The organism is Psychromonas sp., from assembly GCF_041586535.1.
GTDB lineage: Bacteria > Pseudomonadota > Gammaproteobacteria > Enterobacterales > Psychromonadaceae > Psychromonas.
In genome coordinates this window covers 1-19,660 of sequence record NZ_JBFGZY010000070.1, presented here as the reverse complement: position 1 = coordinate 19,660, position 19,660 = coordinate 1, and the positions used below count along the sequence as shown (strand labels likewise).

The following is a 19,660-nucleotide window of genomic DNA, read 5'->3' as shown; positions in this document are numbered from 1 at the left end:
GCTTCCAAGGCGTTACGGTTATTTATCTGGAGGAACAAGCTCCTATGGTGGTGAATTGGAAGGAGCAACAGCAAGTTATTATTGACTGTTTAGGAGAACGTTACAGGCAGATTTATTCTTAAAACAGGTGCGGAAGATCAGGTGCAAGATTAAAAAAATGGCCAGGCGAATTGAACGACAGTTCAGGTTTATGAGCGAGACAGGCTCTGCCGTCCCTGTATGTGACGCTTTTTGCCTACTTTTTTTCGGCATTTAGAAGCATGACTTCCTTGAACTGCGAAACAGTGTTTCGGTTTCTAATCGTCTAGTCGCCGTCAGGGCGAAACTACCAACGACAAAAGCTAAACCAAACACTTCGAGCGAAAGTATTCTGTACTTGTGACTAAGAGACAGGCCGACAGCCGACAGCCCATCAACCTACCACCTGCGCTTTAATTTCACCTTTATGCAAACGAATCTCTATCTGATCACCGGGTTGCAGTTTCGCGGGGTCGGTGGTGACCTGACCTTGTGAATCTTTAACAATCGCATAACCGCGTGCCAGCGTTGCCAGCGGGCTGACGGCATTCAGTTGAGTTATCCTGTTGTGTAACAAACGCTCTTGCTGTTTGAGGCTTGTTTGAGCCGCATGTGTTAAGCGGTGCAGCAGCTGCTGGTGTTTTTGCTGCTCTACTGAAATAAAGTGTTCAGGACTTTGCCGGGATAAAGCATTATGCAGGAACTGCGCATGTTGTTTTTTATTGTTTATCGTGGCCTGCAGTGCGTGTTGCAAGCGTAAACTGAGTTCATCTAGCTGCAGGGTTTGTTGCTGCAATTTATGTTTAGGGTGTAGATTAAGCAGCTTTTCTTTTATTAAAGCATGGCGGTGTGATTTTAATTGTAACTGAGCTTGAATTGCCTGCTTGATCCGCCCGGTTAGCGTATCTAATTGGGTTTGATGGAAGGCTTTATTTTGGCTGACCAGCTCGGCGGCGGCGGAAGGGGTGGCTGCACGTACATCCGCGACAAAGTCGGCAATAGTGACATCAATCTCATGTCCAACTGCGCTGATAACTGGTAACCGGCTGTTGTAGATTGCATAAGCAACAACTGCCTCATTAAAACACCATAAGTCCTCCAGTGAGCCGCCGCCGCGACCGACAATTAACAGATCACATTCATTACGTACATTGGCCAGTTGAATTTGTGCCGCAACCGATGCGGCGCTGGCTGCACCCTGAACTAATGAAGGATAAATAATAACTTGTAAGCGCGGATCGCGGCGCTGCAAAATACTGAGGATATCGTGAACAGCAGCCCCCGTAGACGAGGTGATAATGCCAATCCGCCTGATTAATTGCGGCAGGGGCTTTTTATGACTTTCAGAAAAGAGGCCTTCAGCGGCTAATTTGAATTTTAGTTCTTCAAATTGCTGTTTTAATAAACCATCTCCTTCGGGCGCCATACTTTCAACAATTAATTGATAATCACCGCGTGCCTCATAGAGACTCAGTTTGCCGCGCACCAACACCTGCTGACCATGTTTTGGCGTGAAACCGGTGCGATGATTATTACCTTTAAACATTGCACAACGTATCTGCGCACTGTGATCTTTCAGAGTGAAGTACCAGTGGCCGGAAACGGCAATGGTTAAATTAGAAATTTCACCTGATAACCAAATCACCCCCAAGCCTGTTTCAAGGATTGACTTAGCTGCGCGATTGAGAGAACTGACGCTGTAAATATTCTTATTGTTGGTATTTATCATGGTTTACCGCTATTGCTGATCAATATAAATTGCAGCATATCCTAGCATTTACCGGCATTTACAGGAAATGATAAAAAGAGTTGCGTTAAAGGTGATTTTTTAATTGTACTTGCGTCACATAACGATTAAAATCCCACCGCAATATCATACCCAAGCAAATTGGGGAGATGATCAATTTAATCCAACTCTAAGTGAGATATTGCAATGCTAAGAATTTTAAAAGATGCATTAACATATGATGATGTATTATTAGTACCTAGCCATTCGACTGTACTGCCGAACACCGCCGATCTAAAAACCCAATTAACACCAAATATCTCATTAAATATTCCTGTTGTTTCTGCAGCGATGGACACTGTTACAGAAGCACGTTTTGCGATTGCTTTAGCCCAGGAAGGCGGCATTGGTTTTATCCACAAAAACATGTCAATTGAACGTCAGGCTGAAGAAGTTCGTTTAGTCAAAATCCATGAAAGCGGCGTGGTTGCCAACCCCATTACAGTTTCTCCCGATACAACACTGGCAGAAATTAAAGAATTAACCTTCAAGCATGGTTTTGCAGGTTATCCTGTTGTTGAAAACTCAGGTGAGTTAGTCGGTATTATTACCGGTCGTGATGTTTTATTTGAAACGGATTTAAGCAAACTTGTTTCTTCTGTGATGACTGGTAAAGCTGATCTTGTTACTGCTAAACCAGACACCCCGCGTGATGAAATTGAGAAATTAATGCACGCTCACCGTATTGAAAAAGTATTGTTAACTGACGATAACTTCAAATTACGCGGCATGATCACGGTAAAAGATTTCCGTAAAGCCGAGCAGAAACCTAATGCATGTAAAGATGAATTAGGGCGTTTACGCGTAGGGGCAGCAGTTGGTGCCGGCGCCGGTAATGAAGAACGTGTTGCAGCTTTAGTGGCTGCGGGTGTTGATGTACTGTTAATTGATTCGTCCCATGGCCATTCTCAAGGTGTATTAGACCGTATTAAAGCCACCCGTGCAGCGTACCCTGATTTAGATATTATTGGCGGTAACATTGCAACGGGTGAGGGTGCTCTGGCATTAGTTGAAGCCGGCTGTAGTGCGGTTAAAGTGGGCATCGGCCCGGGCTCTATCTGTACTACCCGTATTGTGACAGGTGTTGGTGTACCGCAAATTACCGCTATTTCAGATGCGGTAGCCGCCCTTGAAGGTACTGGAGTGCCGGTTATCGCCGATGGCGGTATCCGTTTTTCCGGTGATATCGCTAAAGCATTAGCAGCGGGAGCATCTTGTGTGATGGTTGGCGGTATGTTTGCGGGTACGGAAGAATCACCTGGTGAAATTATTTTATATCAGGGGCGCTCATACAAATCATACCGCGGTATGGGATCCTTAGGCGCGATGTCTCAGGGGTCATCGGATCGTTACTTCCAATCAGATAATGCGGCAGATAAGTTAGTGCCGGAAGGTATTGAAGGTCGTGTTGCTTATAAAGGTAAAGTAAAAGAGATTATTCATCAGCAAATGGGTGGTATACGTTCTTCTATGGGACTGACCGGTTGTGCAACCATTCACGAAATGAACACCAAAGCAATGTTTGTGAAGATCACCAGTGCCGGTATGGGTGAAAGTCACGTGCATGATGTAGTGATATCAAAAGAAGCGCCAAACTACCGTACTGGTGATTAATCGCTACTACTGCTACTGCGTCGCAGCGCCGCTATATTGAGCGTTTGCGACGACTTCCTGCATATACAATATTTTCAAAGAAGACCTGGTCTTCTTTTATTTTTTATTAAAAGGGTTACTCAATGAGCAAGAACATTCATGAACAGCGAATTCTAATTTTAGACTTTGGTTCTCAATATACACAACTTATCGCGCGCCGTATCCGTGAGATTGGTGTTTACTGTGAACTTTGGAGCTGGGATGTTGACGAGCAGGATATCAAAGACTTTAATGCTAATGGTATTATCCTGGCTGGTGGCCCTGAGAGTGTGACTGCCGAAGGCTCTCCACGAGCACCTGAATATGTTTTCAATGCAGGCGTACCTGTATTGGGTATCTGTTACGGTATGCAGACCATGTCTGAGCAACTTGGCGGTGCGGTCATTAAAGGTGAAGGCGAAGGTGAATTTGGTTACGCGCAGATAGAAGTACAAAATACCTGTGAATTATTCAAGTCTATTGAAGATGCGGTTGCAGATAACGGTAATGCGCTGTTAGATGTCTGGATGAGCCATGGTGATAAAGTCTCTGCGATCCCTGCCGGCTTTGTAACGGTTGCCAACACATCAACCTGTAAGTTTGCCGCTATTGCCAATGAAGAGAAACGCTTTTATGGCGTACAGTTCCACCCTGAGGTAACGCATACCCGCCAGGGTGAGCGTATGTTACGTCATTTCGTGGTTGATATCTGTGGTTGTGAGACACTGTGGACGCCAGCGTCAATCATCGAAGATGCGGTTGCGCGTATGAAAGAGCAGATTGGTGACGATGAAGTTATTCTTGGTCTTTCCGGTGGTGTTGATTCATCCGTTGTAGCGATGTTATTACAACGGGCGATCGGTGATAAGTTGACCTGTGTGTTTGTCGATAACGGTTTATTGCGTTTAAATGAAGGCAAACAGGTTATGGAGATGTTCGGGGATCATTTTGGACTGAATATTATCCATGTTAATGCGGAACATCGTTTCCTGGAGCAGATGGCTGGTGTAGATGAGCCTGAAGCGAAACGTAAGATCATCGGTCGTGTATTTGTAGAAATCTTCGATGAAGAGTCTAAAAAACTAAGCAATGCAAAATGGTTGGCTCAGGGAACTATCTACCCGGATGTTATCGAATCAGCTGCATCTAAAACCGGTAAAGCACATGTGATCAAGTCTCATCATAATGTCGGCGGATTACCTGATGATATGGCAATGGGGCTGGTTGAACCGCTGCGCGAACTGTTTAAAGATGAAGTGCGTAAAATAGGTTTAGAGTTAGGTTTACCTTACAACATGCTTTACCGTCATCCGTTCCCGGGACCTGGTTTAGGTGTTCGTGTGCTTGGCGAAGTGAAGAAAGAATACTGTGATTTACTGCGCCGCGCCGATGCTATCTTTATTGAAGAGCTGCACAAAGCCGATCTTTATCATAAAGTAAGCCAGGCATTTGTGGTCTTCCTGCCGGTACGCTCTGTAGGTGTAATGGGGGATTGCCGTAAATACGATTGGGTTGTTTCACTGCGTTGTGTTGAAACTATCGACTTTATGACCGCACGCTGGTCACACTTGCCTTATGAATTAATCGGTCATGTATCAAATCGGATTATCAATGAAATTGATGGTATCTCGCGTGTAGTATACGATGTTTCAGGTAAACCGCCTGCGACCATCGAGTGGGAATAATTTCTACTGAATAATTAAATTAAGGCGCTTTATGCGCCTTTTTTTTTGCCTGCAATTCGGGTTATGATGTGAGTCAGCCGTCAGCCGTCAGCCGTCAGCCGTCAGCCGTCAGCCGTCAGCCGTCAGCCGTCAGCCGTCAGCCGTCAGCCGTCAGCGGTTAGTCGTTAGCCGTCAGCGGTTAGTCGTCAGCGGTTAGTCGTCAGCGGTTAGTCGTCAGCGGTTAGTCGTCAGCGGTTAGTCGTCAGCCGTCAGCGGTTAGTCGTCAGCGGTTAGTCGTCAGCCGTCAGCGGTTAGTCGTCAGCGGTTAGTCGTTAGCCGTCAGCGGTTAGCCGTCAGCGGTTAGCCGTCAGCGGTTAGTCGTCAGCGGTTAGTCGTCAGCGGTTAGTCGTCAGCGGTTAGTCGTTAGCCGTCAGCGGTTAGTCGTCAGCGGTTAGTCGTCAGCGGTTAGTCGTTAGCTGATAGCTGATAGCTGATAGCTAATAGCTGATAGCTAATAGCTAATAGCTAATAGCTAATAGCTGATAACTGATAACTTGTAGTCTTCAACCAAGGAACTGTAATGATTAATAAATCCGGGGTTTATCAGGCTGCCAAACAGATCGCTTCCCCTTTTTTTAATGAACGTCCGCCAGCCTGTCAGCCGAGTTTACTGGTTATCCATTGCATCAGTCTTCCCGAAGGTGTTTACGGTGGTAAAGAAATTGAGCAACTGTTTACCGGGTGCTTAGATTGTTCTGCTCATCCCAGTTTTGCCGACCTTGAAGGATTGGAAGTGTCTGCACATTGTGTGATTCGCCGCACTGGTGAGGTTGAACAATATGTGCCTTTTCAGAAACGCGCCTGGCATGCAGGTATATCCTGTTTTGAAGGTGTGCCGGGCTGTAACGATTACTCTATCGGTATTGAACTGGAAGGCACAGATAAAACAAGCTACACAGAAGCGCAGTATCGAGCACTGGCAGCCCTGACCCGGCAACTTCAGCAATACTATCCTGCGATTAAGAACAAGCATATCGTTGCCCACAGTGATATTGCCCCGCAGAGAAAAACCGATCCCGGCCCAAAGTTCGATTGGGATTATTATTTGCACTTATTAAAGTAAATTTTTAACTAATGCTGCTGTGAATATTTTTCAGAGGATGTAATCAAATAAGCCTGCGCAGTTGCCGGAGTCATTTAATGCTAAATCTGGAGAAAAGTATGAAGAAAAAAGTGGTGTTGTATAAAAAGATTCCTGAAGAGCAGTTAAACAGATTGAAAGCGCATTTTGAATTGTCCTGTTTTGAGGGCATTAATGAGCAAAATCGTGAAAGTTTCCTGGGTGCGTTAGCGCAAGCAGAGGGGTTAATTGGAGCAAGTGCGCCAATGCCTGCTGCTATTTTAGATAAAGCAAGCAAGTTAAAAGCCATATCAACAATTTCAGTCGGTACTGACCGGTTTGATTTAGATTATCTTAGTGCCCGTAGCGTGCCCCTGATGCATACGCCTTCGGTGCTCACCGATACAACGGCCGATACTATATTTATGCTGATGATGTGTACTGCACGTCGTGCCGTTGAGCTGTCAAATATGGTACGCGAAGGGCGCTGGCAGGCAAGTATCGGCAGCGAGCACTTTGGCGTGGATGTGTATGGCAAAACCCTGGGCGTGGTCGGTATGGGGCGTATCGGGTATGCCTTAGCTAAGCGTGCTCACCTAGGCTTTGATATGAAAATCAACTATTTCAATCGCAGCGCCAATGAAAAAGCTGAACAGGAATTAGGTGCACGGCGCACGGACTTGACAACGCTGCTGAAAACCTCCGATTTTGTCTGTGTATTAGTGCCGCTAACGCTGGAAACGGAAAAAATGTTTGCCAAAGCGGAGTTTGAAATAATGCACAGGGAGGCGATTTTTATTAACGGGGCACGTGGAAAAGTTGTCAATGAAGCTGATCTTATTGATGCTCTGCAAAATAAAACCATCCGCGCAGCAGGACTTGATGTATTTGAAATGGAGCCATTGCCAGGAAACTCGCCACTGTGCAGATTAGACAACGCGGTATTGTTGCCGCATACCGGATCTGCCACGCTGGAAACGCGACTTAAAATGGCCCGCACTGCGGTCGACAATCTTATTGCCGCACTCAATGGTGATATTGCAAAAAACTGCGCAAACACGCACTTAATAAAGTAAGTATTGACTGAAAAGTGATTCGCTATTTTAAGGAGGTCGCTCGAAAATTTGCTCAGCCGTCACCCGTAGTTCCAATATTTGTTACTGCTGGCGCAATTTCCCCGGCGTAGTCACTTACAGTACTGTAAATGCAAACCACAGCAGTATCGGCATGGTAAACAATGATAAAAAGTTGCCGTAAAGCACCATTGCCGCAACCGCAGGGCCATCAAGTTTATACCTTTCTGCAAATAAATAGTTCATAACGGCTGGCGGTAACATGGTAAACAGCACCATCATCTGCAGTTGGATGTGTGCCAGGGGGATAAAAAACTGTATGACGGTGAAGGTGATTGCACCGGTCAGCAGAGAGGTTAGCGTGCTAATCAATCCAATTTTTAGGCCCGAGCGGTTTAAATAAACCAACTGAGTGCCTAATGAAAAAAGCATTAACGGTATGGCACTTTCACCGAGTAAATTTGCTGCCTCCAATACCGGCTTCCAGATATCGACATGGGCTAAGTTAAGTGTCAGTGCTAAAACAGTCGCATACATGATTGGCATTTTTAGCAATTGTTTTATGCCCTGTTTATTAACGCCGCTGATAATAAAAAGTCCCAGGGTCATCTGCAGGCAGGTTGACACCACCATTAATAATACCGCATCACTCTTCACCATCTCACCGAAGGTATAGACAAAAAGTGGTATCGCTAAATTGCCGCTGTTGCGAAACATATGCGGGGGAACCCATATTTTAAGGTCCAGACGGTAAATGTGGCATACGCCCGCCATCAGCAGGCCCGGAAGTATCACCGCAATCAGGCTCGCTGAAATCAGATTTACCTGTTTTATTCCCAGAGGCATATTCACCAAAGAAGCAAAAACAAGTGCCGGGGCAAAATAATCTAAATTAAGCTTATTGATCGGTCCCATGTTGATCGAAGTGCGGCGTGCACAAATGTAACCGGCAACGACAACAGCAAACATAGGAAATAAAATTTCTATGATGCGAAATAACATAGTGATAATTCAAATAGATAGGAATGCACTCATTAAATCATAGTTATGCAGTGTTTAACAGCCCCGATAATCGGCCAATAAACAACCTGTTTTATTTGTAGTATTAAATGTGAATCAACGCACATTTTGTTAACAATTATAATTAATTGGTCTTACCATTTGCTATTTTAGGCAGGTGAATTAAAGAGGGAGTAATATTTATTGATTTGCATCAATATAAGCTGGACGTCTGGTAAAATAATTGTTAATTTATATGACTAAAAGTAAATTGGTAATACCAATGATTTCGCCGGATCAATTTCCGTTTATTAAGGGCATTATGGCTTACGCAAAAATCAAACAGCCGAAACTTGCAGATGTGATTGAAAATCGCCTTGAAAGCATGATCCTGGACGGTTCCTTAGAGTTAGGTGAAAAGTTGCCGCCTGAGCGTGAGTTGGCGAAACAATTTGATGTCTCCCGTCCCTCGCTGCGCGAAGCAATGCAGAGACTGGAGTCTAAAGGATTACTGGCACGCCGTCAGGGTGGCGGAACTTATGTTAAAAGAGAGTTAAGATCTGAATTAACCGATCCTCTATTTGAATTATTAAATTCACACCCTGAATCGCAATACGATTTATTAGAGTTTCGCCATGCCTTTGAGGGTTTCTCGGCTTATTACGCTGCCTTGCGCGGCAGCGGCGAAGATTATAAAAAGATTAAGCATTGTTTTGCTGAAATAGAGAAAGCGCAGAAACAAAACAATCTTGAATTAGAGATTAATTGTGTTGTTCTATTTTATATGTCGGTGGTAGAGGCTTCCCACAATGTGGTCTTTTTACACTTAGCGCGCGGTATTCAACCTCTGCTTGAAAAAAATATCGCAGATAATGTCAGACTACTTTATCAATATCCCGAAGTGGCTAAAAAAATTCATCAGCATCGTTTACAGCTTCTTAATGCAATACTGTCAAAAGAACCGAAGAAAGCGCAACAGGCATCGGAAAAGCATTTAATTTATATCGAAGAGACACGCCTGGAAAAGTTGCGCGAAGAAAGTGCATTCCGGCATGAATAAGTCTTTCAGTTTTAGGTCAAATTAATAATTTATAAAAATCTTTTTATTAGAGCTACATTAAAATACACGTTTAGTGCTGTTACGTGCCGAAAGATATTGAAACTGGAATGTTTTTTACTTTCGAAAAACAGTTAATGCAATTAGCTTTTTAGATTATTTATTATCAGGACATTTTTTAAAGGTGTTGATAAGGGGTAATGGTTAATCTAAATGGTTTTGAAATAAACGCTTAGCTTAACGGCTGAGATTATCTAGTGATAAACAAAGGAACCGGTCATGACTGACATCCTAAACAGTGATATTGATTCGCAAGAAACTTCTGAGTGGCTTGATGCACTGGCTACTATTCTCGAAGATGAAGGGACTGAACGTGCTCAGTTCATAATTAAAAAACTAACTGAGCAAGCTCGTATAGAGGGTGTTAAGTTACCAACGGATATTAATACCAGTTATGTTAATACTATTCCGTTGGCCGAGCAGCCAATGTACCCTGGTGATTTTGCTATAGAACGCCGCATTCGTTCAATTATTCGTTGGAATGCGATCATGATTGTCATGCGCGCTTCGAAAAAAGAGTTGGATTTGGGGGGCCATATGGCTTCTTATCAGTCTGCAGCGGCATTCTACGAAGTCTGTTTTAATCATTTCTTTCGTGCACCGAATGAAACTGATGGCGGTGATCTAGTCTATTATCAAGGTCATATCTCTCCTGGTATCTATGCACGTGCTTTCGTAGAAGGGCGTTTAACAGCTGAGCAGCTTGATAACTTCCGTCAGGAAGTTGATGGTAAAGGGCTGCCTTCTTACCCGCATCCAAAGCTGTTACCTGAATTCTGGCAGTTCCCGACGGTATCGATGGGGCTTGGACCAATTGCAGCGATTTATCAGGCACGTTTCTTAAAATATCTTGATGGTCGTGGGTTAAAACCAACGGCGAATCAGCGTGTTTATGCTTTCCTTGGCGATGGTGAAATGGATGAGCCGGAATCTCGAGGTTCTTTATCATTTGCCGCGCGTGAAAAACTAGATAATTTATGTTTCTTAATTAACTGTAATTTACAACGCTTAGATGGTCCGGTAATGGGTAACGGTAGTATTATCCAGGAACTTGAAGGTCTATTTCATGGCGCTGGCTGGAATGTGGTCAAAGTTATCTGGGGTGGCAACTGGGATTCTCTGCTTGCACAAGATTCATCGGGTAAACTGCTGCAATTAATGGAAGAAACCGTTGATGGTGATTATCAGACCTTTAAATCCAAAGATGGTGCTTACGTTCGCGAGCATTTCTTCGGGAAATACCCTGAAACAGCCGCTTTAGTCGCAACATGGACGGATGAAGAGATCTTCGCACTTAAGCGTGGCGGTCATGACTCATCGAAGCTTTATGCGGCATTCAAAAACGCGCAGGACACACAGGGCAAACCAACCGTTATTCTGGCTAAAACTGTTAAAGGTTACGGTATGGGCGCTGCAGCTGAGGGTAAAAATATTGCCCATGGCGTGAAGAAAATGAATGAATCACATATTCAAAGTTTACGTGATCGTCTAGGTTTGCAGGATCTGTTAAGTGACGACAAAGCGGCAACGCTACCCTACTTAACACTTGAAGAAGGCTCTGAAGAATATCAATACTTACACGGTCATCGAAAAGCACTATTAGGTTACACACCTAAACGTTTACCTAAATTTTCTGAAAAACTTGCAGTACCGGAGTTGGAGAAATTCGCGCCGCTTTTACAAGAGCAAAAGCGTGAAATATCAACAACCATGGCTTACGTACGTATTCTGAATATTCTATTAAAAGACAAAGGTATTGGTAAAAATATTGTACCAATTATTGCCGATGAAGCGCGTACTTTCGGTATGGAAGGTCTCTTCCGCCAAGTAGGTATTTATAACCCTCATGGTCAGGAATACACACCGGAAGACCGCGGCGTTGTTTCATACTATAAAGAAGCAACATCTGGTCAGGTATTACAGGAAGGTATCAACGAACTAGGCTCTATGTCTTCCTGGGTCGCTGCTGCAACGTCTTACAGCACTAATGATTTACCTATGATTCCGTTCTACATCTATTACTCTATGTTTGGTTTCCAGCGTATTGGTGATATGGCCTGGATGGCGGGTGACCAACAAGCTCGTGGTTTCTTATTAGGTGCCACAGCCGGTCGTACAACGCTAAATGGTGAAGGTTTACAGCATGAAGATGGTCACAGCCACATTCAGGCAAATACTATCCCTAACTGTATCTCTTATGACCCGACGTTTGCTTACGAGTTAGCGGTTATCGTTCAAGACGGTATTGAGCGCATGTATGGTGAGAAACAGGAAAATGTCTTCTATTACTTAACTGTGATGAATGAAAATTACGCCATGCCAGCAATGCCTGCAGGTGCTGAAGAAGGTATCCGTAAAGGTATTTACAAACTTGAATCGCATGCCGGCAGCAACAAAGTACAGCTGTTAAGTTCAGGCACGATCATGAATGAAGTACGTAAAGCAGCACAAATTCTAAGTGAAGAATACAATGTGGCTTCCGATGTCTTCTCAGTGACTTCCTTTAATGAGTTAACACGTGACGGTCAAGATGTTGAACGTTTCAACATGTTAAATCCGGAAGCTGAACAAAAAACCGCCTACATCACTGATGTACTGGGTAATGAGCCGACCATTGCGGCAACGGATTACATGAAAAACTATGCAGAGCAAGTGCGTGCGTTTATTCCTGCTGATTCTTACAAAGTATTAGGTACCGATGGTTACGGCCGCAGTGACAGCCGTGAAAACTTACGTCGTCATTTTGAAGTAAATGCCAGTTATGTCGTTGTAGCAGCGCTTTCTGAGCTTGCGAAACGCGGTGATATTGAAGCATCTGTAGTAACAGAGGCAATTGCTAAATTCGCTATCGATACAAACAAAATTAACCCATTATTTGCATAAATCAGTCTCGGTGTTAATCAAGGCTAACACCGACTTTTATTGATTAGGAAAATTATTATGTCTGAATTAAAAGAATTTTTACTACCTGATATTGGTGCTGACGCGGCTGATGTTACTGAAATCTTAGTTTCTGTTGGTGACACAATCGCCGAAGATCAAGATATTTTAACTATTGAAGGTGATAAAGCATCAATGGATGTACCATCATCGGTTGCCGGTGTGGTTAAAGAAATTAAAGTAAATGTAGGTGACAGTGTTTCAGAAGGAACTCTGGTACTGCTTGTTGAAGCTGCCGGTTCGGCTGCTGCTGAAGCACCTGCTGCCGCTCCCGCACCTGCCGCTGAAGCTGCTCCGGCACCTGCCGCTGCAAGCGAAGTAAAAGAACTTTGTCTACCTGATATCGGCGGTGATGAAGTTGAAGTGACGGAAGTATTAGTCTCTGTCGGTGATACTATCGCTGCAGAGCAAGATATCCTATCTGTTGAAGGTGATAAAGCCTCTATGGATGTACCTGCACCCTTTGCCGGTGTTGTTAAAGAAATTAAAGTCGCGGCGGGTGACAAAGTTTCTGAAGGTTCATTGATTTTAATGGTGGAAGTACAGGGTTCTGCTGCGCCTGCGCCTGCGCCTGCGCCTGCAGCTGCAGCACCGAAAGCCGTTGCTGAAACAGCAAAAGCGCCTGTTGCCGCTCCAAAAGCTGCGCCAGCTGAGCAGTTAGCGCCTTCACAAGTCTCTATTGCCGGTTCCATTAAAGCATCTCCTTCAGTGCGTCGTACTGCGCGCGAGTTTAGCCTGGATCTTGCCGTGATCCCGGCAACCGGCCCTAAAGGACGGACCACCAAAGAAGATGTTCAAACTTATGTTAAAAAACAGCTGCTGTTAGCTAAATCAGGTGGCGGCGCTGGCGGCCTGCAGGTGGCAGCAGCTCCAAAAGTGGATTTTGCTAAATTTGGTGAAGTTGAAATTAAGCCGCTTTCCCGAATTCAGAAAATCTCCGGTCCTGCTCTGCACCGTAACTGGGTCAGCATTCCACATGTTACCCAATTTGATGAAGTAGATATCACTGAACTTGAAACATTCCGTAAAGAGCAAAATGCGGTTGCCGCCAAGCAGGACTTAGGTCTGAAAATCAGCCCGTTAGTCTTTATGATGAAAGCTGTTGCCAAAGCGCTGCAACAATACCCTAACTTTAACTCTTCTCTTTCTGAAGATGGTGAAAGTTTGATCCTGAAGAAATACTTCAATATCGGTATTGCGGTAGATACACCAAACGGTCTGGTTGTACCTGTGATAAATGATGTATTGAACAAAGGTATCTACGATATCAGCCGTGAAATCGGTGAAATTTCCAAGAAAGCGCGTGCCGGTAAATTAACTGCTAAAGATATGCAGGGTGGCAGCATGACTATCTCCAGTCTTGGTGGTATTGGCGGTACACAATTTACACCTATCGTAAATGCACCGGAAGTGGCTATTTTAGGCGTTTCAAAATCAGCAATGAAACCGTTATGGAATGGTAAAGAGTTTGAGCCGCGCTTAATGGTGCCTCTAGCACTTTCCTATGATCACCGCGTAATTGATGGTGCAGATGGTGCGCGTTTCATCACTGCTATCAATAATTACCTATCTGATTTACGTACGCTGATTTTATAATTGTGTTACCAGGTCGGCAATTGTCGACCTTTTATTTTGCATTTATTAAACAATAAAATAGACTCGAAAAACTTCAACCGTTTTTCTGGCGTAACGGCTAAAATATAGAGGTCAAAATGAGTAAAGAAATTAAAGCACAAGTTGTGGTATTAGGTTCAGGCCCAGCTGGATATTCAGCAGCATTCCGGGCAGCCGATTTAGGGTTAGAAACAGTAATAATCGAGAAATACAGTACATTGGGTGGTGTTTGTTTAAATGTGGGTTGTATCCCGTCTAAAGCCCTGTTGCATGTATCAAAAGTAATTGAAGAAGCTAAAGCGCTTTCTGAACATGGTGTTTTATTCGGCGAACCATCAACGGATATTGATAAAATCCGGATTTGGAAAAATAAAGTGGTGTCACAGCTTACCGGCGGCCTGAAAGGTATGGCTAAAATGCGTAAAGTGACAGTTATTAATGGCTTTGGTAAATTCACCGGTGCCAACACAATCGAAGTTAGAGGTGAAGACGAAATTACCAAGGTTAGCTTTGATAATGCAATCATAGCAGCGGGTTCGCGTCCGGTTAAATTACCTTTCATTCCTCATGATGATCATCGTGTATGGGACTCTACAGACGCACTGGAACTGCGTTGTGTGCCAAAACGCCTGCTTATTTTAGGCGGTGGTATTATCGGCCTGGAAATGGGAACTGTATATAAATCTTTAGGCTCTGCTGTTGATGTTGTTGAGTTTGCAGACCAGTTAGTACCGGCAGCCGATATCGATATCGTGCAGGTTTACACCAAGAAAGTAAAAAATAAATTTAATATCATGCTGTCAACTAAAGTGACCGCCGTTGAAGCAAAAGAAGATGCGCTTTATGTTTCTTTTGAAGGGGAAAGTGCACCTACTGAAGCAAAACCTTATGATGCAGTACTGGTGGCTGTTGGTCGTGTGCCAAACGGCCTTTCGCTTGATGCTGAAAAAGCCGGGATCACAGTGACCGAGCGTGGTTTTATCGAAGTAGATAAACAGATGCATACTAACGTACCCCATATTCACGCTATTGGTGATATCGTCGGTCAGCCTATGCTGGCGCATAAAGGTGTGCATGAAGGCCATGTGGCGGCGGAAGTTATCGCGGGTAAAAAACATTATTTTGATCCTAAAACAATTCCTTCAATCGCTTACACTGAGCCGGAAATGGCTTGGGTTGGTCTGACTGAAAAAGAAGCTAAAGAGCAGGGGATTAATTATGAAAAATCAGTATTCCCTTGGGCAGCTTCCGGGCGTGCAATCGCATCTGATTGTAGTGATGGTATGACCAAGCTTATCTTTGATAAAGAGACACACCGTGTTATCGGTGGCGCAGTTGTAGGTACCAATGCCGGTGAGTTATTAGGTGAAATCGGTCTGGCAATCGAGATGGGCTGTGATGCTGAAGATATTGCTTTAACTATTCATGCTCACCCAACACTTCATGAGTCTGTTGGTCTTGCTGCCGAGATATACGAAGGTTCAATTACTGACCTGCCTAATGCAAAAGCGGTGAAACGTAAATAACGTATTCCCCTGCGGGTCGTGAATTTATTAGGCAACTCATTGAGTTGCCTTTTTTTTAAAAATTTTCAGCAGAGAAGATTTTGTTAACATTTTAATAACTTGCTATAAACTGGCTTATTCATTTTATATTATTTGCATTAGTGATAGGCTATACTTTTGCAACATTTTCTTTCAAAACGATTCCAATAATGCGAATTATTTCGCTGCAACAAGAGGTTACTATTGTGCTAGAAGCTTATCGTAAACATGTCGCTGAACGTGCCGAACAAGGCATTGTTCCACAACCTTTGAATGCTGAACAAACAGCAGCATTAGTTGAATTGTTAAAAAATCCCCCACAGGGCGAAGAAGCGTTTCTTCTGGATCTATTAGAAAACCGTATCCCGCCCGGTGTTGATGAGGCTGCTTATATTAAAGCAGGGTTTTTATCTGCCGTTGCCTGTGCCGAAACCAAATCGCCTACTGTTTCTCCCGAGCATGCGGTTAAGTTGTTAGGTACGATGCAGGGCGGTTACAATATTGAATCACTGGTTACCCAGCTGGATAATGCCGCACTTGCTCCTCTGGCAGTGGAAGCACTTTCTCATACGCTGTTGATGTTTGATGCTTTTTATGACGTTGAAGAGAAAGCCAAAGCGGGTAATGCTTCTGCTCAGGAAGTGATGCAGGCATGGGCAGATGCGCGCTGGTTTTTAGAAAAGCCTGCTGTGCCTGACAAGCTCACCATGACCGTCTTTAAAGTGCCGGGTGAAACCAATACCGATGATTTATCACCAGCCCCTGATGCCTGGTCCCGTCCTGATATCCCGCTGCATGCCCTGGCAATGTTGAAAATCTCCCGCGAAGGTATTACTGCGGATCAGGAGGGTGCAGTCGGACCTATCAAACAGATTGAAGCTTTGAAAGAAAAAGGTCATCCATTAGTTTATGTGGGCGACGTTGTCGGTACCGGATCTTCCCGTAAGTCTGCAACTAACTCAGTTTTATGGTTTATGGGCAATGATATTCCCTACGTACCTAATAAACGTGCCGGTGGTGTTTGTATCGGCAATAAAATCGCCCCTATTTTCTTTAATACCATGGAAGACTCAGGCGCATTGCCTATCGAGATGGATGTTAGCGCATTAAATACCGGTGATGTGATTGATATCTACCCGCATCAGGGGGTAGTTAAAAACCATGACACGGGTGAAGTAATTTCTCAATTTACCTTAAAAACCAACATTATTCTTGATGAAGTACGTGCCGGCGGCCGTATTCCGCTTATTATCGGGCGTGGTTTAACCGAGCGTGCGCGTAACTCTTTAGGGCTTGAGCCGTCCACGGTTTTCCAGCTTGCTGTTGATACTGAAGTATCAGAGAAAGGCTTTACCCTGGCGCAGAAAATGGTTGGTAAAGCCTGCGGTACAGAGGGGGTGCGTGCAGGGCAATACTGTGAACCTAAAATGACCAGTGTCGGTTCTCAGGATACGACCGGCCCTATGACACGTGATGAGTTAAAAGATTTAGCCTGTTTAGGTTTCTCTGCTGACTTAGTAATGCAGTCTTTCTGCCATACCGGTGCCTACCCTAAACCTATTGATGTTATTACTCACCATACTTTACCTGATTTTATCCGCAATCGTGGCGGTATCTCGTTACGCCCGGGTGATGGTGTTATTCACTCCTGGCTAAACCGTATGTTATTACCTGATACTGTCGGTACTGGCGGTGATTCGCATACACGCTTTCCAATTGGTATCTCTTTTCCGGCAGGCTCCGGCCTGGTAGCGTTCGCCGCCGCGACGGGGGTTATGCCGCTGGATATGCCTGAATCAGTATTAGTGCGCTTTGAAGGTGAGCTGCAACCGGGTATTACACTGCGTGATTTAGTTAATGCCATTCCTTATCAGGCGATCAAAGACGGTCATTTAACCGTTGCCAAGGCTGGTAAGAAAAATATATTTTCCGGGCGAATTCTTGAGATAGAAGGGCTCTCTTCGCTGAAAGTCGAGCAGGCCTTTGAACTTTCTGATGCTTCAGCTGAGCGAAGTGCAGCGGGTTGTTCTATCAAACTGGATAAAGAGCCGATCATTGAATACTTAAACTCTAATATTGTGATGCTTAAGTGGATGATAGCTGAAGGTTATGGCGATGAACGTACTATTACACGTCGTATCGAGGGAATGGAAGCATGGCTGGCAAATCCGGAATTAATGGAAGCAGATAAAGATGCTGAATATGCTGCTGTTATTGATATTAATTTAAACGATATTAAAGAGCCTATTCTCGCCTGCCCTAATGACCCCGATGATGTGAAATTACTCTCTGAGCTGGCCGGACAGGCAATTGATGAAGTATTTATCGGTTCATGTATGACCAATATCGGGCATTTCCGTGCAGCAGGTAACCTGCTGGAAAAATTTGCCGGGCAATTACCGACCCGTTTGTGGATTGCTCCACCCACTAAAATGGATGCAACACAACTTTCTGATGAAGGTTATTACAGCATATTCGGTAAAGTTGGCGCACGTACTGAAATGCCGGGTTGTTCTCTGTGTATGGGGAATCAGGCACGGGTGGGTGATAATACGACGGTGGTTTCGACATCAACACGTAACTTCCCAAATCGTTTAGGTAACAATGCCAATGTCTATTTGAGTTCTGCTGAACTGGCCGCTGTTGCCGCTATTGAGGGTAAGTTGCCAACGGTTGAGGAGTATATGAAGTATGCTAAAACATTGGATGCGACTGCTGCAGATACTTACCGTTACCTGAACTTTGATCAGATAAAAAGTTACACGGATAAAGCTGATACCATTATTCCGGTAAAAGTCAGCTAAGCTGTTCCCCTTTTAATATATAAAAGTCCTTTTTCTGTCTTTTCGGTTAAAGGATTTTTTATATAAGTCATTATTTTATTTGTGTTTTTTAATAAAAATTTTGTTTTATTTTTTAAATAATACAATAAAAAATTGTCTTTATACTTTAATTTGATATAATTCGACCTCAGTCGCGCAAAACTAAAACTAAAAACAAGGATGGTGAAACAATAGTTGAAACATTAGTTTAGTGTGAATATAAAATTCAATTTAAAATAATGAGTAATCGCTATGTTAGAGAAAAGTTTAGTTGTGGGTGAATTCTTAATTGATACTAGCCAAAATAGTTTAATTCATACCAACCGTAAGGTTTACCTTGGGCCTTTACGTACCTCTTTATTGCACTTTTTATGTAAAAATGTTAATACCGTAGTAACGCGTGAAGATCTTGCCCAGCATGTATGGGGACGTCTGGTAACAGATCATACAATTAACCAGCATATATCCCAGTTGCGTAAAAGTATCGGTAGTCTAAGCCTGCACGGCTTAAATATTATGACTATTCCTAAACGTGGTTACATTGCGCGTATGGAAGGCGTTGGCATCTCCGATAATCAAGTCGTTACGCCTATCGCAACGATTGAAAATCCGGTGAGTTCTATTAATACTATGAAAGTATTGGTGGTTGAATCTCAGGATTCTGAACGCATTCAGTTAATTGAAAAATTAGAAAGCCTGCATGTAAATTATGTGGAAAGTGTTGCAACCAGTATTGAAGCGGAACGCTCAGTTGCACTGCAGGATTTTGATTTGATTATTGTTGACTCATTGCTTAATGATAATAGCGGCCTTGAATTGATCAAGCGGATCCGTACCGGAAAAACGTCAGCTGCTGCCGATACCTGTATTTTAAGTTCGCATTTTGATGTTCAGCGTGAACTATTGGGCTTAAACAGCTTGTTGGATGTTCAGGGTTTACTGCTTAAACCATATGAGAGCAATCGTTTAAAACAGATGTTAATGGTGGCTAATAAAGCGAATGTTGTGTTAAAACCACAAGCGGCATATGAACTGGTACCGACTGATGTTTTACAGGTTATGGCTCAAGCAGAGCCTCAAGCGGTTAACAGATAATATTAATCAGTTTTTATTAAAAGCTCCTGCGGTAACGCCGGAGCTTTTTTTTTGTATCCATTTTAATACCAAATCCGATAATTATCTATTCATTTATGCTTGTTAAAATGAATGCTAGCTAGACATAAAACTACGTTTTAGTCTTTGTTATTGATTTTGCAATTAGAACAACTAGTTACTGCAATCAATGCCTTGCTTTCATCCATTTTTCCTACGCCTAAATAGATCATCTAATT

12 protein-coding genes are annotated in these 19,660 nt (G+C 43.6%); 10 read left to right on the top strand and 2 right to left on the bottom strand.

The features are described 5' to 3' along the window. Positions 1-412 precede the first annotated feature (412 nt). A complete protein-coding gene (xseA, locus tag ABZA00_RS09390) occupies positions 413-1,747 on the bottom strand; it encodes an exodeoxyribonuclease VII large subunit (RefSeq protein ID WP_372881902.1) in 1,335 nt (444 codons plus the stop codon). Positions 1,748-1,951: 204 nt separating this feature from the next. Here xseA and guaB point away from each other — a divergent pair, with 204 nt between their 5' ends. The 4 genes from guaB (at position 1,952) to ABZA00_RS09370 (ending at position 7,296) form a co-directional block, all read left to right on the top strand. Next, positions 1,952-3,418 (top strand): IMP dehydrogenase, encoded by a 1,467-nt coding sequence (guaB, locus tag ABZA00_RS09385; protein WP_372881901.1) that lies wholly within the window; start codon positions 1,952-1,954, stop codon positions 3,416-3,418. A 122-nt stretch (positions 3,419-3,540) separates the two neighbouring features. Continuing rightward, positions 3,541-5,121, top strand: a complete 1,581-nt coding sequence (gene guaA, locus ABZA00_RS09380) for a glutamine-hydrolyzing GMP synthase (protein WP_372881900.1) — start codon at positions 3,541-3,543, stop codon at positions 5,119-5,121. 559 nt (positions 5,122-5,680) lie between these two features. Continuing rightward, entirely contained in the window at positions 5,681-6,223 is a 543-nt protein-coding gene (gene ampD / locus ABZA00_RS09375) for a 1,6-anhydro-N-acetylmuramyl-L-alanine amidase AmpD (protein WP_372881899.1), read from the top strand. Between the two features lie 98 nt (positions 6,224-6,321). After that, positions 6,322-7,296: a 2-hydroxyacid dehydrogenase gene (locus tag ABZA00_RS09370; RefSeq protein ID WP_372881898.1), complete on the top strand. Its 975-nt coding sequence runs from the start codon at positions 6,322-6,324 to the stop codon at positions 7,294-7,296. A gap of 114 nt (positions 7,297-7,410) precedes the next feature. Here the strand turns inward: ABZA00_RS09370 and ABZA00_RS09365 are convergent, their stop codons facing one another. Next, on the bottom strand, positions 7,411-8,295 hold the full coding sequence (locus tag ABZA00_RS09365) for an AEC family transporter (RefSeq protein WP_372881897.1): 885 nt from the start codon (positions 8,293-8,295) through the stop codon (positions 7,411-7,413). 319 nt (positions 8,296-8,614) lie between these two features. Between ABZA00_RS09365 and pdhR the strand changes: the two genes are divergently transcribed. From pdhR to ABZA00_RS09335, 6 genes are all read left to right on the top strand, one after another. Continuing rightward, positions 8,615-9,352, top strand: a complete 738-nt coding sequence (gene pdhR, locus ABZA00_RS09360) for a pyruvate dehydrogenase complex transcriptional repressor PdhR (protein ID WP_372881903.1) — start codon at positions 8,615-8,617, stop codon at positions 9,350-9,352. A 276-nt stretch (positions 9,353-9,628) separates the two neighbouring features. After that, positions 9,629-12,292 carry a pyruvate dehydrogenase (acetyl-transferring), homodimeric type gene (gene aceE, locus ABZA00_RS09355; protein ID WP_372881896.1) on the top strand — a complete coding sequence of 888 codons (2,664 nt, stop codon included), beginning with the start codon at positions 9,629-9,631 and terminating at the stop codon, positions 12,290-12,292. A gap of 57 nt (positions 12,293-12,349) precedes the next feature. Then, positions 12,350-13,945 carry a pyruvate dehydrogenase complex dihydrolipoyllysine-residue acetyltransferase gene (aceF, locus tag ABZA00_RS09350; protein WP_372881895.1) on the top strand — a complete coding sequence of 532 codons (1,596 nt, stop codon included), beginning with the start codon at positions 12,350-12,352 and terminating at the stop codon, positions 13,943-13,945. 116 nt (positions 13,946-14,061) lie between these two features. Further along, on the top strand, positions 14,062-15,489 hold the full coding sequence (gene lpdA, locus ABZA00_RS09345) for a dihydrolipoyl dehydrogenase (RefSeq protein ID WP_372881894.1): 1,428 nt from the start codon (positions 14,062-14,064) through the stop codon (positions 15,487-15,489). A 188-nt stretch (positions 15,490-15,677) separates the two neighbouring features. Further along, a complete protein-coding gene (gene acnB / locus ABZA00_RS09340) occupies positions 15,678-18,311 on the top strand; it encodes a bifunctional aconitate hydratase 2/2-methylisocitrate dehydratase (RefSeq protein WP_372881893.1) in 2,634 nt (877 codons plus the stop codon). 270 nt (positions 18,312-18,581) lie between these two features. Further along, positions 18,582-19,424 carry a winged helix-turn-helix domain-containing protein gene (locus tag ABZA00_RS09335; RefSeq protein ID WP_372881892.1) on the top strand — a complete coding sequence of 281 codons (843 nt, stop codon included), beginning with the start codon at positions 18,582-18,584 and terminating at the stop codon, positions 19,422-19,424. Positions 19,425-19,660 lie beyond the last annotated feature (236 nt).

What these genes read in the sequence shown, in the direction of transcription:
- xseA (WP_372881902.1), bottom strand. Translation starts at nt 1,747, where the DNA reads ATGATAAATACCAACAATAAGAATATTTACAGCGTCAGTTCTCTCAAT.
- guaB (WP_372881901.1), top strand. Translation starts at nt 1,952, where the DNA reads ATGCTAAGAATTTTAAAAGATGCATTAACATATGATGATGTATTATTA.
- guaA (WP_372881900.1), top strand. Translation starts at nt 3,541, where the DNA reads ATGAGCAAGAACATTCATGAACAGCGAATTCTAATTTTAGACTTTGGT.
- ampD (WP_372881899.1), top strand. Translation starts at nt 5,681, where the DNA reads ATGATTAATAAATCCGGGGTTTATCAGGCTGCCAAACAGATCGCTTCC.
- ABZA00_RS09370 (WP_372881898.1), top strand. Translation starts at nt 6,322, where the DNA reads ATGAAGAAAAAAGTGGTGTTGTATAAAAAGATTCCTGAAGAGCAGTTA.
- ABZA00_RS09365 (WP_372881897.1), bottom strand. Translation starts at nt 8,295, where the DNA reads ATGTTATTTCGCATCATAGAAATTTTATTTCCTATGTTTGCTGTTGTC.
- pdhR (WP_372881903.1), top strand. Translation starts at nt 8,615, where the DNA reads ATGGCTTACGCAAAAATCAAACAGCCGAAACTTGCAGATGTGATTGAA.
- aceE (WP_372881896.1), top strand. Translation starts at nt 9,629, where the DNA reads ATGACTGACATCCTAAACAGTGATATTGATTCGCAAGAAACTTCTGAG.
- aceF (WP_372881895.1), top strand. Translation starts at nt 12,350, where the DNA reads ATGTCTGAATTAAAAGAATTTTTACTACCTGATATTGGTGCTGACGCG.
- lpdA (WP_372881894.1), top strand. Translation starts at nt 14,062, where the DNA reads ATGAGTAAAGAAATTAAAGCACAAGTTGTGGTATTAGGTTCAGGCCCA.
- acnB (WP_372881893.1), top strand. Translation starts at nt 15,678, where the DNA reads ATGCGAATTATTTCGCTGCAACAAGAGGTTACTATTGTGCTAGAAGCT.
- ABZA00_RS09335 (WP_372881892.1), top strand. Translation starts at nt 18,582, where the DNA reads ATGTTAGAGAAAAGTTTAGTTGTGGGTGAATTCTTAATTGATACTAGC.